General features: G+C 57.0%; 12 protein-coding genes. All 12 read right to left on the reverse strand.

The window, feature by feature from the left end:
* The gene (phoU, locus tag CMG77_RS12515; protein ID WP_502691895.1) at window positions 1-729 is read right to left on the reverse strand and encodes a phosphate signaling complex protein PhoU; all 729 of its coding nucleotides are present in this window, start codon (window positions 727-729) and stop codon (window positions 1-3) included.
* A gap of 14 nt (window positions 730-743) precedes the next feature.
* Window positions 744-1,514 carry a phosphate ABC transporter ATP-binding protein PstB gene (pstB, locus tag CMG77_RS12520; protein WP_286904702.1) on the reverse strand — a complete coding sequence of 257 codons (771 nt, stop codon included), beginning with the start codon at window positions 1,512-1,514 and terminating at the stop codon, window positions 744-746.
* Window positions 1,515-1,625: 111 nt separating this feature from the next.
* On the reverse strand, window positions 1,626-3,290 hold the full coding sequence (pstA, locus tag CMG77_RS12525; protein ID WP_286904704.1) for a phosphate ABC transporter permease PstA: 1,665 nt from the start codon (window positions 3,288-3,290) through the stop codon (window positions 1,626-1,628).
* Between the two features lie 18 nt (window positions 3,291-3,308).
* A complete protein-coding gene (locus tag CMG77_RS16235; protein ID WP_502691896.1) occupies window positions 3,309-5,594 on the reverse strand; it encodes an ABC transporter permease subunit in 2,286 nt (761 codons plus the stop codon).
* A gap of 240 nt (window positions 5,595-5,834) precedes the next feature.
* Window positions 5,835-6,866 (reverse strand): PstS family phosphate ABC transporter substrate-binding protein, encoded by a 1,032-nt coding sequence (locus CMG77_RS12535; protein ID WP_502691898.1) that lies wholly within the window; start codon window positions 6,864-6,866, stop codon window positions 5,835-5,837.
* A gap of 142 nt (window positions 6,867-7,008) precedes the next feature.
* The gene (locus CMG77_RS12540; protein WP_286904710.1) at window positions 7,009-7,626 is read right to left on the reverse strand and encodes a Yip1 family protein; all 618 of its coding nucleotides are present in this window, start codon (window positions 7,624-7,626) and stop codon (window positions 7,009-7,011) included.
* 137 nt (window positions 7,627-7,763) lie between these two features.
* On the reverse strand, window positions 7,764-8,159 hold the full coding sequence (locus CMG77_RS12545) for a ClpXP protease specificity-enhancing factor (protein WP_024459587.1): 396 nt from the start codon (window positions 8,157-8,159) through the stop codon (window positions 7,764-7,766).
* Window positions 8,160-8,230: 71 nt separating this feature from the next.
* Window positions 8,231-8,866: a glutathione S-transferase N-terminal domain-containing protein gene (locus tag CMG77_RS12550; protein ID WP_286805665.1), complete on the reverse strand. Its 636-nt coding sequence runs from the start codon at window positions 8,864-8,866 to the stop codon at window positions 8,231-8,233.
* Window positions 8,867-8,934: 68 nt separating this feature from the next.
* Entirely contained in the window at window positions 8,935-11,172 is a 2,238-nt protein-coding gene (locus tag CMG77_RS12555) for a ubiquinol-cytochrome c reductase (protein ID WP_286805667.1), read from the reverse strand.
* Between the two features lie 2 nt (window positions 11,173-11,174).
* A complete protein-coding gene (gene petA / locus CMG77_RS12560; protein WP_024459584.1) occupies window positions 11,175-11,768 on the reverse strand; it encodes a ubiquinol-cytochrome c reductase iron-sulfur subunit in 594 nt (197 codons plus the stop codon).
* 257 nt (window positions 11,769-12,025) lie between these two features.
* On the reverse strand, window positions 12,026-12,418 hold the full coding sequence (gene rpsI, locus CMG77_RS12565) for a 30S ribosomal protein S9 (RefSeq protein ID WP_024459583.1): 393 nt from the start codon (window positions 12,416-12,418) through the stop codon (window positions 12,026-12,028).
* Between the two features lie 14 nt (window positions 12,419-12,432).
* The gene (gene rplM / locus CMG77_RS12570; protein WP_024459582.1) at window positions 12,433-12,861 is read right to left on the reverse strand and encodes a 50S ribosomal protein L13; all 429 of its coding nucleotides are present in this window, start codon (window positions 12,859-12,861) and stop codon (window positions 12,433-12,435) included.
* Between the last annotated feature and the right edge of the window lie 51 nt (window positions 12,862-12,912).

Consider the following 12,912-nt stretch of genomic DNA (forward strand, 5'->3'; position numbering starts at 1 on the left):
CTACTCGTTGTCGTCCTGGATCTGCTCCTGAATCTCGTCATAGGATTCGTGGCGCACATCTTCACCCTTCACCAGATACACCACGTACTGGGCCAGGTTTCGGGCGTGATCACCGATCCGCTCCAGGGCGCGCAGACTCCACATGATGTTCAGGGCACGGGAAATATTGCGAGGGTCCTCCATCATGAAGGTCAGCATTTCCCGCATGGCGGAGTTGTACTCCATATCCACNGTGTTNTCCGTNTCCACCACNCGNAGNGCCAGNTCGANATCNAGNCGNGCAAACGCATCCAGNGCGTCNCTCAACATGCGCGAGACNTGGCCACCGATGTGGCGCACTTCAACGTANCCGCGCGGNGTGGAGCCGTCACCGCTNAGGGCGATNGCNTGCCGGGCNATTTTNCTCGCCTCATCACCCACCCGCTCCAGNTCNGTGATGGCTTTGGTNACCGCNATNACNAGACGNANNTCNCTGGCNGCNGGCTGGCGACGCGCCAGAATGCGNACGCAGTCTTCGTCAATATCCAGNTCCATGTCATTGACGTGATCATCTTCCCGAACCACCCGCTCGGCGGTCTCGGCATCGGCATCAATCAGCGCCTGTATGGCATCATTAACCTGACGTTGAGCCAGTCCACCCATCTCGGACAGCTTGGTCTTGATTTCATCCAGCTCAAGATTGTACTGCTGAGAAATATGATGCGTATGGGATTTGATATCCATGACCATNATGAGTGCTCCTCTTAGCCGTACCGGCCGGTAATATAATCTTCGGTTTGCTTATTGGTCGGGTTGGTAAACAGCGAATCGGTGTCACCAAACTCGATCAGATCGCCCATGTACATGAACGCAGTATAGTCCGAAACCCGGGCCGCCTGCTGCATATTGTGGGTCACAATCACAATGGTGTATTGATCTTTGAGCTCGTAGATCAGCTCTTCAATTTTCAGTGTTGAAATCGGGTCCAATGCCGACGCCGGCTCATCCAGCAAAATCACTTCCGGCTCAATGGCAATGGCGCGGGCNATGACCAGACGCTGCTGCTGACCACCGGACAGACCAAAGGCGTTNTCGTGCANNCGGTCTTTGACNTCNTCCCACANNGCNGCGCCNCGCAGGGACTTNTCCACCACTTCNTCCANNACCCGNCGGGACTTNACGCCCTGCANNCGCAGGCCNTANGCNACATTTTCATAAATGGATTTCGGNAANGGGTTNGGCTTCTGGAANACCATACCCACCTGACGNCGCAGCTCGGCCACGTCGACTTTCTTGTCGTACATATTGCTGCCATCCATCAGGATCTCGCCTTCGATGCGGCAGATATCCACCAGGTCATTCATCCGGTTGAAACAGCGCAGCAGCGTCGACTTACCGCAGCCGGAAGGTCCGATAAAGGCGGTTACCTTCTTTTCGGGAATCTTCAGGTTGATGTCTTTCAGGGCACGATTATCCCCGTAGTACAAATTCAGNTTATTGACCTCNAGCTTGATGGTCTCGTCTTCNAATGCCATGGCATTACCCTGTGTCTGAGGGCGGGGCGCGCCCACGTGTGCTTGGTGNTCGGGTGCCGTTGATGACCCGCTTTGCTTGGTAGTGTCTTCTAACATGCTAGGCTCCCGCGATCAATCAGAGGCGCTGCGATACTTCTCGCGCAGCGTGTTACGAATTTTGATGGCTGTAAGGTTCAGAATAATGATCAACAACACCAGCGTCAGCGCCGTCGCGTAAACCAGGGGGCGAGCGGCTTCAACGTTCGGACTCTGGAAGCCGACGTCATAAATATGGAACCCGAGGTGCATGATCTTCTGATCCAGATGAATGTACGGGTAGTTGCCATCAATGGGCAGGCTCGGTGCCAGCTTGACCACACCGACGAGCATCAATGGTGCCACTTCACCGGCGGCACGGGCGATGGCCAGAATCAGGCCGGTCATCATGCCAGGCGTGGCCAGAGGCACCACCACCTTCCACAGGGTCTCCGACTTGGTCGCCCCCAGGGCCAGACTGCCCTGACGGATGGTGCTGGGAATACGCGCCAGGCCTTCTTCGGTGGAAACAATCACCACCGGCAGGGTCAACAGGGCCAGAGTCAGAGACGCCCAGAACAAACCCGGCGTACCAAAGGTCGGGGCCGGTAAGGACGCGGGGAAAAACAGCTCATCAATGCTGCCCCCCAGGAAGTACACNAAGAAACCCAGACCAAACACCCCGTATACAATTGAAGGCACACCGGCCAGGTTGTACACCGAAATGCGGATCAGCTTCAGTACCGTGCCCTGACGGGCGTACTCGCGCAGGTAAATGGCGGCCAGCACGCCCAGCGGGGTNACCATGATCGACATCACAATCACCATGGTGACGGTGCCGAAGATGGCCGGGAAAATCCCGCCNTCGGTATTGGCNTCNCGNGGCTCTTCGGTCAGGAACTCCCAGAACCGNTCCATGTAGTGTGCCAGNTTGCCAAACACACCCAGGTGGTTGGAGCGGGTAACCCGCACGATGTTATGCAGGTGAATGGTTTTTTCCATTCCGTTGACNGTTTCAACATCAAAGCTGTCCCGCTCGATCTGCTCATAAATCGCGTCGCGCTCCGCCTTGATNCGGCGGTACTCTTCGTTCAATGCCTCTCGCTCGACCGCAAACTGCTCTTCGGCCTGCGCCATTTCTTCCGGCGAAACACCCTGCAGCTCAAGGCGGCGACGCTCCAGNCGCAGCCGTTCCAGCTTGTGGTTGATGCTGCCAATCTCCACCTTTTCCTTGCGACGGATTTCGTTGTGCAGATCCACGCTGCGCTCGACCCGGGCTTCCACCTCTGGCCAGAAATCCTCATCGCCCAGGCGGCTGATCACTTCGCCGTGTTCTTTCAACGCCACCGGGAAACCGTAAAAGTTACCCCACTCGCGACGTTCAACCACAATGGCATTTTCCGGGTAGTGCCACTCACCCATGCCCACATCCAGGTACCACTGNAAATCGCTACCGAGATCCCGATTACCCTGNTTGATCAGNTAGCGGGTCACCAGAGGGACATCCTCGCCCACGGTGTAGCCATTGGTACGCGCCACNCGNGCGGGAATGACTTCCTTACGGANCAGTTCNCCCAATACTTCCTGTCGGTCGCCATCGCGATCCAGCACCGACATCTGCACCAGATCAGCGGGCCAGAAATGGCCAAAACCGCGAACGGCAATCAGCCCCAACAGGCCCACAACCATAATCATACACAGCGCCACGGCACCGCCGTTCAGCCATACCCAGGGGGCACCACTTTTAAACCAGGCTTTCATCAATCAGGCTCCCAATGGTTACAGGTTGCTGTAGCGTTTACGCAAACGCTGGCGAACGACTTCGGCCAGAGTGTTGACCACAAATGTCAGGGCCAACAGCACCAGAGCGGCGAGGAACAACACCCGGAANTGCGTGCTGCCAATGGCGGTTTCCGGCAGNTCCACNGCCACGTTGGCNGACAGGGTGCGCATACCTTCGAATATATTGAAGTTCAGCACCGGGCTGTTGCCGGTGGCCATCAACACAATCATGGTTTCACCCACTGCACGACCAAAGCCCATCATCACCGCCGAGAAGATACCCGGGCTGGCGGTGGGCAGAATCACACCTATTACGGTNTGCCAGCGGGTTGCCCCGAGGGCCAGAGACCCCTGGGTCAAATGGCGNGGNACNTTGAACACCGCGTCTTCGGCGATCGAGAAAATGGTGGGAATCACCGCAAAGCCCATGGCAATACCCACGACCAGNGCNTTGCGCTGATCNTAGTCAATNTTGTTGTTGGTCAGCCANTGGCGCATGCTGCCATCAAAGAACCACACTTCGACNTGNGGNCTGANCGCGATACAGGCCCATCCGGTCANCAGNATGGGNACNATCAGAATGGCGGCCTCCCAACCTTCCGGGACNTTNCTGCGAATCGCCGATGGCAACCGGCTCCACAACAACCCTACGGCCAACATGGTGACCGGCAGGAAAATCAGAATACTGAANACCGCNGGCAGGTGATTTTCCAGNAANGGNGCCANCCANAGACCNGCNAGAAAACCCAAAATGACCGTCGGCAGGGCTTCCATGATCTCAATGGTGGGTTTGACCACGCCNCGCAGCTTGGGGGTCATGAAGTAGGCGGTGTAAATGGCNCCCATCACACCCAGAGGNATGGCAAACAGCATCGCGTAGAAAGCGGCTTTGAGCGTACCGATNGACAACGGCACCAGGCTCATTTTCGCCTCGGAGTCATCCGCGCCAGAGGAAGCCTGCCAGACGTACTCGGGCTGCTGTCGGCCTTCATACCAGACCTTCTGCCAGAGTGAGCTCATGGAGATTTCCGGATGCTCATTCCAGACCGAGGCTATATGCAACCGCTGGTCNTTATCCAGCGCCANCAAGCGGCCGTTAATGGGCGACAATGCCAGTTGCGAAATGGGCTGATCCGTGACCGACTCNATCACCAGGGTGCTCGACGANGTCCCGTAGAAAAGGCCGACATTGCCTTGGTCGTCACCGGCCGCNAAACCTTTTCGGGTATATTCCGGTGCGATNGTGGTCACCGANCCCGGCANGGAGCCNAAGTCCCGCACCGGCGTCAGNTGGAANTGATTGTTATCNTCCCGAATGATAAACCACTGGCTGACCGACCCCTGGTCCGTNCCGATGATCACCGACAGCGTACCNACCAGAAACTCCAGAGCGTTCACCTGGCCACGCTCGGTGGGNAGCGTCTCGATCANCCGGGCATCTTCAGCGCGCTCGACATGGTAAAAATGCAGTTGTTCCCGATCGTCCGCGACCACCANAAAACGNCCNGTGGCATCGACGATCAAGTGNTCCACCNGNGCACCACCGGGTAGTGAGGGCACGGAATAGCTATCACCGGATACGCTACCGCCGTTGCCGAACAGNCCCTGGTTCATCCGGTAACGCCCCACAAGGATCTGATTGTCNTCAGTGACNCCNGCAACCATCATGCCGGCATCCGTGCTNTGCACGGCGACTTCGCGCAAGGCNCGGCCCTGCTCGTCCAGCGTGANGGGTTCNTNACCCAGNGGNTAATCCAGCCCCGGGGTCACCAGNCGCTGGTCATTGGGNTAGCTGAGGCTATAGGTCTCCTGGACGACAGATACCGAGCCATCGGAGAAACCGTANGCCACCAGCTGCTGNTTCGGCACACTGGTATCAACCGCCGTGGCCGTGNCACCCTGNTTGCGAGGAACCTCAAAGGTTTTGAGGGCGAGCCCNGAATCNACGTTAAAGAAGTGCACCTGCCCGGCCTCGCTGAACGANGCCCCCATNTCCTCGTANCGCTCGAGCACNAGNTGGGCGGACGGATCGGCCTCGCTGGTCAGNGCGAAGGGGTAGTCGGCNGTCGGCTCGATACTGCTGCTGCGCAGTAACGGCGCCACTTCCGAGAACAGGTANATGAANATCAGCGCCAGGGCGCCAACCACCATCATACCGGCGGTGCCAACTCCGTAGCGGGACAAGCCGTCCTTGAATTTGCGTACCTTGCGCAGACGAGCACGTTGCTCCGCATTCGGCATCAAGCTTCCCCGGGCATCCGGGGTGGAAGGTCGCTCTGACATAGTGCATCAATCCTGAGCTGGAGAATCTCGGTCGAACCCCCAATCAGAGGACTTCGACGAAAGCGCGTGCATGCTAACAGCGCTAGATGACAGTTTTGTTACAGCTACATGACAAAAGGGACCCTCCGCCCCGCGGCGGTGTCCCTTTTGATTGTCCCTAAACCAGTTGACGGATCATAAACCCAGGGTCCCTTTCCGGGTCGATCGGGGCGGCAAGTGCCACCCCGGCGGAGTCTGTGTTTACAGACCCAGCTCTTCGGTCACCCGCTTGGACACTGAGGCCGGCAGCGGAATGTAACCGTCACGCACTACCACTTCCTGACCCTGCTTGGAGATTACCATTTTCAGGAACTCAGCCTGCATGGGATCCAGGGGGCGGTTCGGGTGCTTGTTGACGTACACATACAGGAAGCGGGCCAGCGGGTAGCTGCCATTCGAGGCGTTTTCGGCGTTAGGAGCGGCGAACTCTTCGCCTTCGGCACGGGCCAGCGGTACTGCACGCACGCCAGAGGTCTGGTAACCAATGCCGGAATAGCCGATGCCGTTACGCGACTCGCTCACACCCTGAACGACCGAGGCAGAACCGGGCTGCTCGTTAATGCCGGGCTTGTAGTCGCCCCCGCACAGGGCATTATCCTTGAAGTAACCGTAGGTACCGGACACCGCGTTACGGCTGTACAGGCCCAGGTCACGATTTTCCCACTCACCGTCCAGGCCCAGTTGGCCCCAACGGGTAATGTCNTCTGAATAGCCACAGCGACGGGTCACCGAGAACATGGCGTCTACCTGAGGAATCGTGAGACCTTCAATGGGGTTGTCTTTGTTGACGTAGACCGCCAGAACGTCCACCGCTACCGGAACNGCAGTCGGCTTGTAACCGTGAGCTTGCTCAAANGCACGAATCTCGGAGGCCTTCATTTCGCGGCTCATGGGACCAAAGTTGGCAGTATTCTGAGTCAGCGCCGGCGGAGCGGTCGAAGAACCGGCACCCTGGATCTGGATATTGACGTTGGGATAGAACTTGGCGAACTCCTCGGCCCAGAGGGTCATGAGGTTNTTCAGGGTATCGGAACCGATGCTGTTCACATTACCGGANACGCCTGAAACCGCCTCGTAATCCGGCAGATTGGGATCGACGTCCGCTTGCGCCATGGCGCAGGTCATTGAGCCGGCCAGAGCCAGGCCTTTAAAGAATTTGATGGCGTTCATAGAGCGCTCCTCTGAAACAGTGATTTGTCGTTCAGTGACATGAAATGCCCTTATCTGGGTCATTTCCACCTGAGANGCACTCTACCCACCCAATATGACAGTCCTGTGACAGGCTGCCATAAATTTGTCAAATTACTGCAACAAACGCANAAGGCAGCCCNGAGGCTGCCTTCTGTCGGATAAGCGAATCAGTCTCGCCGGAAAATCAGCTGATGTAGACCGGTCCCGCCCCTGAACTCCAGACGATCACGGTNCTNACCATCACCACGACCGCGAGCACCANGCCTACGGTGATCACCGAACTGGCGTAAATGAAGCCCCGTTCTTTCGGGATATTCATCAGGATGGGAATACCTTCATAAATCAGATAGACGGAGTAGCACGCCGCCAGAATGTACACCGATACCACCAGCCACAGCTGTGGGTANACCAGCGCAACNCCNGCGAGCATCATNGGAATGGCCGAATAGACCGCCAGCGCCGTCCCTTCATAGTGGCGACGATTGGCTTCGTCGGCCACACCAAAACTGCGCGACATCCANTTGATGTANTCGCCCAGGACATAAATGGCAATAAGCTGAGCGAAATAGGCNGCTNCGGCCATGAGCAAGGCACTNTGGCTGGTCAATTTCACCACACCGCCGCTACCCACNCTCCAGCCCACTTCGGTCACTCCGAAATAGCCCGCGATACAGGGTATCAGTGCCATCAANGGAACGTGACGTAGATAAACCCGCAGGAACGATTCGTTGTCGCTGCGTATCCGCTGCCACTCGCGATCGGGGTTGGTGAAGATACCCAGGGTGTGCTGCAACATAGCCATATTTACGTACTCCTGCTACTGCTTGTTATTAGAGAGTACGTACAGTATCCAGCTTTGGGACGAGTGCCGCAAAGAAGTATTCGCGATAAACGAATACTGTTAATCAACTTAGGTTATATAAAAGGGGCCGTCGCCCCTTATTTGACGACCTTGAGGTTGGGCCGTTTTTGCGCGTCTTTCTTCGGTTCGGAATCCGGCTTGGGAGGCTCGGGATTGGGCTCATGCTCGAATACCATGCCCTGGCCATTCTCCCGGGCATAAATACCCAGTACTGAGCCACAGGGGATCACCAGATCCGTCGGTATGCCGCCAAAGCGGGCATTGAAGTTGATCTGCTCCAGACCGATGAACAGGTCTTTGACTGCCGTCGGATTGATATTGAGTACAATCTGCCCGTCTTTATTGACGTGCTGCTGAGGCACTTCAACGCCTTGCCCCTGGGCATCCACCAGGATATAGGGGGTGCAGCCGTTATCCACGATCCACTCATAGAGCGCTCGAATCATGTAAGGACGGCTTGAGGTCATGGCCATAGAACGTCTCCCGATAGGGTATCGAAGGGCATGAAAGCCCCTTTTGGGGGCTGGACAACACGCAATGGAGGCTAGTGAGCCCCCATGTCGCGCTCGACTTCCGTGAGGCTCTTACGAAATCCCTCACGTTCGAACAGTCGCTTCTGGTACGTCAGCAANGGCTGGGCCTGGCGCCCCTTGCCAAGGTCAATATCCAGCATCGGCAAGCGCCAGAGGATCGGTGCCAGGCAGCAGTCCACGATGGTGAACTCATCGCTCATGAAAAACGGCATTTCGGCAAAGATCGGCGAGATGGCCAGCAGACTGTCGCGCAGGGCCTTACGCGCCTTTAGCACGGTGTCCTTACTCTTGCTGGTGAGAATGGTGTCTACCAGCGGCGCCCAATCACGCTCCAGCCGGTACATCCACAGCCGGCTCTGAGCCCGGGCAACCGGGTACACCGGCAGGAGCGGAGGATGCGGGAAACGCTCATCCAGGTACTCCATGATCACTTTGGACTCGTACAGGGCCAAGTCCCGGTCCACCAGCGTGGGCAGACTGTCATAGGGGTTGAGGTCCGCCAGTTCCTGCGGCTTGTTTTTGGGATCGACATCAATAATATCCGACGATACCCCTTTCTCCGACAACACAATTCTAACCCGATGGCTGTAATGATCAGAACCATCGGAAAACAGCGTCATGGATGAGCGTTTGGTCACCACACCCATTGTGTATTACCTCAAATTACCCAGTGATCAAGCCGGGGCGCCCACAGGCGCCCCACCGTTATTCGAATTTAGTGAATTCCCTTCCAGTACTCGCGGTTGAGCAGGTAAGCAAACACAAACAGGACGGACAGGAACAACAGCACGAAGATACCCACCCGTTCACGGTCCATGGCTGCGGGCTCACCCAGATACTCCAGGAAATTCACCAGGTCGTAGATCACCTGGTCAAACTCTTCCTGCGACAGGCTGCCTTCAATGTCACCTTCCACCAGGCTACCACACTCCTCATCCATGACTGGATTGCCCGCGCTATCGCGCACAATGTGTCCATGGCTGTCCAGCTGGGGACCGGCGGAACACTCCAGCAGGCCTTGAAGGTCCAGCATGACGTGGGGCATACCAACGTTTTCAAACACCCGATTATTCACACCGAAGGGACGGCTCTCATCCTTATAGAAGTTACGAAGGTAAGTGTACAGCCACTCCGGGTTGCGAGACCGGGCCACCAGAGTCAGATCCGGCGGCTGAACCCCAAACCACTGCTTACCCTGCTCCTTCGTCATGGAGGTGGTCATCAGACTACCGATCTCCTGATCGCCGAAAATCAGGTTGTTGCGCGCCACATCGTGGGGAATACCGAGATCGTCCGCCACCCGCTCATAGCGTGAAAACTTGGCGGAGTGGCAGCCCATACAGTAGTTCACGAAGTACTTGGCACCACGCTGCAGGGACTCTTTATTGTCCAGGTCCGGTTCCATGATATCGCAGGGAATGGAACCACATCCGCCAGCACCCGCGCCCACAGCCTTGATCGGAACCACCACGAGTACTGCGAACAGCGCCAGACCACCCAGCACCAAGCGCAGCGGCAAGCCTTTCATCTGTACACGCTCTGGCACGGGGTGCTCACTATCGCGATCCGCCAACCAGGGGAGCACCGCGAACACGGCGGCCAGAACCAGACCAAACAGGCGCAGGAAGACCGGCACATCGCTGTCCCCTGTGATTCCATTCAGAGCCATTACCAGGAAGATCAGGGCAAAACCCCAGCAAATGGCGAACGACAGGACTCGCGCGATCTGCGAGCGCTGCTCCGGCGGGCGGTTGCTGGTCCAGATCGGCATGGTGATGAAATAGGCAAAGTAGAACACCGTCGCCAACTGGGACAATACGGTGCGCCCAGTGGTCGGTGATTTGACGCCCAGGTAACCCAGCACCACAAACATGGCGGCGAATACCATCAACATGACCCGCGGGATATGCCCCTTGTAGCGCATGGAGCGGGCCTTGGCCCGATCCAACCAGGGCAGCACGAACAGGATGGCAATCGCCGCGCCCATGGCAATCAGACCGAGGAACTTGGCGCTCAAGGGGCCAATTTCAATGGTCACCGCCCGCAAGATGGCGTAGAAAGGCGTGAAGTACCACACCGGGGCAATGTGCTCCGGGGTCTTCAGGTTGTTCGCCTCTTCAAAGTTAGCGTATTCCAGGAAGAAACCGCCCATTTCCGGCATGAAAAACATGACGAAACAGAAAGCGAACAGGAAGACAGTAATACCCACCAGGTCGTGAACCGTGTAGTACGGATGGAACTGCACGCCATCTTTGGGGATACCGTTCTCATCTTTGTTCTTCTTGATGTCCACGCCATCGGGGTTGTTGGAACCGACTTCGTGCAGCGCCAGGATATGCAGTACCACCAACCCGAGTAGGACAATCGGCAGGGCCACGACGTGCAGGGCGAAGAAGCGGTTCAGGGTAATGCCGGAAATCAGGTAATCACCGCGAATCCACTGCACAAGATCTTCGCCGATCACCGGAATGGCCCCGAACAGGGACACAATCACCTGAGCGCCCCAGTAGGACATCTGCCCCCAGGGCAACACGTAGCCCATGAAGGCTTCCGCCATGAGCACCAGATAGATGGTCATGCCGAAAATCCATACCAGCTCGCGCGGCGCCTTGTAGGAGCCGTACATCAAGCCGCGGAACATGTGCAGGTATACCACCACGAAAAACGCGGAAGCACCGGTAGAGTGCATGTAGCGCAGAATCCAGCCGTACTCCACATCACGCATAATGTATTCGACGGAGGCGAAGGCGCCCTCGGCGGTCGGGGTGTAGTTCATCGTCAGCCAGATACCGGTCACCAACTGGTTGACCAGCACCAGCAGGGACAGAACGCCGAAGAAATACCAGAAGTTAAAGTTTTTGGGCGCGTAGTAGTTGCCCATATGGGTGTCCCAGGCGCGCTGTACCGGGAGACGCTGGTCGACCCACTGCCACAATCCAGTTAACCAATTCATTCTTATGCCTCCTGATCCTCGCCCACGATGAGCAGGTTATCGCCCTCGTAACGGTGTGGGGGAACTTCCAGGTTTAACGGAGCGGGTACGCCTGTATACACGCGGCCAGCCATATCGAACTTGGAACCATGACAAGGGCAGAAGAAGCCGCCCTGCCAGTTTTCGCCACCGAGGTCAGCAACGCCCACTTCCGGGCGAAACAACGGTGCGCAGCCCAGATGGGTGCACAGACCGAGCAGCACCAGGAACTCTTCGCGAATGGAGCGAGTCTGATTTTGAGCGTATTCGGGCTGTTGGGGTTGCTCCGAGTTGGGGTCGCGCAGCACGTCCTCAACTTTTTCCAGCCCCGCGATGGACTCTTGTGTACGACGCACAATGTAGACCGGCTTACCCCGCCACTCGACGGTGATCATTTGCCCGGGCTCCATCTTGCCGATGTTGGCCCGAACCGGTGCCCCGGCGGCTTTTGCCTTGGCGCTGGGGTTCCAGGAACCCACAAAAGGTACCGCTGCACCCACTACGCCCACAGCCCCTACTACCGAGGTAGCAGCGGTCAGCACACGGCGGCGCGTTTTATTGACAACGTCATCGGTCATGACGATCTTCTCCCCTAACAGCTTCCGACGGCCAGTAAATCACTGAATTTCAACGATTTAGAATGATGTTATTGAGACGTAAAAAATGGCCAATCTTAAAGAAATTGCGCGCCGCTTACAAGAATAAGCTGCGCCCCGTGCCCTCGGCCAATGGGTTATACGGCGGGCGGACATAAAAAAACGCCCAGGCCAGCGAAGGGCCTGGGCGTTTTTTGCTCGGAGGTACCGCCGCCCCACACCGTGGGGCGAGCTCCAGCTTAACGCTTGGAGAACTGCGGACGCTTACGGGCTTTACGCAGACCCACTTTCTTACGCTCAACAGCGCGAGAATCGCGAGTTACGTAACCTGCTTCACGCAGAGAGCCACGCAGCGCTTCGTCGTATTCCATCAGAGCACGGGTCAGACCGTGGCGGATGGCGCCGGCCTGACCAAAGCTACCACCGCCTTTCACGGTGACTTTTACGTCGAACTTGTCAGCCATTTCCACATTTTCCAGCGGCTGACGCACGATCATGCGTGCCACTTCACGGCCAAAGTACTCGTCCAGAGGACGGTCGTTGACGGTGATGTTGCCGCTACCCTGGGCGATGAACACCCGGGCGGTGGAGGTCTTGCGGCGACCCGTACCGTAATATTGAGTAACTGCCATAATCAGCTTCCCGGTTAGATAGTCAGTTCTTGAGGCTGCTGCGCAGTGTGCGGATGCTCGTTACCTGCGTAGACCTTGAGTTTTTTGAACATGGCGCGACCCAGGGGTCCGCGGGGCAGCATGCCCTTGACGGCGTTCTGGATGGTGCGCTCGGGGGCCTTCTGGATCAGCTTTTCAAAGCTGATCGACTTGATGCCGCCGATATAACCGGTGTGATGGTAGTAAATCTTGTCGCTGGCCTTCTTACCGGTCACACGAACTTTTTCAGCGTTGATCACGACAATGTAATCACCCGTGTCCACATGAGGTGTGTACTCGGGCTTGTGCTTGCCGCGCAGACGACGGGCAATCTCTGTAGCCATACGGCCCAGAGTCTTGCCTTCGGCATCAACGACGAACCAGTCGCGAGAGACCGTTTCAGGTTTAGCACTATAAGTCTTCATGTTATTTCCTGCCTCAGGAGGTGCTTCCCACAAAAGAGCGCGAATACTATA

The organism is Marinimicrobium sp., assembly GCF_002695945.1.
Lineage (GTDB): Bacteria > Pseudomonadota > Gammaproteobacteria > Pseudomonadales > Cellvibrionaceae > Marinimicrobium > Marinimicrobium koreense.

What these genes read in the sequence shown, in the direction of transcription:
- CMG77_RS12545 (WP_024459587.1), bottom strand. Translation starts at nt 8,159, where the DNA reads ATGGCCATGACCTCAAGCCGTCCTTACATGATTCGAGCGCTCTATGAG.
- CMG77_RS12555 (WP_286805667.1), bottom strand. Translation starts at nt 11,172, where the DNA reads ATGAATTGGTTAACTGGATTGTGGCAGTGGGTCGACCAGCGTCTCCCG.
- petA (WP_024459584.1), bottom strand. Translation starts at nt 11,768, where the DNA reads ATGACCGATGACGTTGTCAATAAAACGCGCCGCCGTGTGCTGACCGCT.
- rpsI (WP_024459583.1), bottom strand. Translation starts at nt 12,418, where the DNA reads ATGGCAGTTACTCAATATTACGGTACGGGTCGCCGCAAGACCTCCACC.
- rplM (WP_024459582.1), bottom strand. Translation starts at nt 12,861, where the DNA reads ATGAAGACTTATAGTGCTAAACCTGAAACGGTCTCTCGCGACTGGTTC.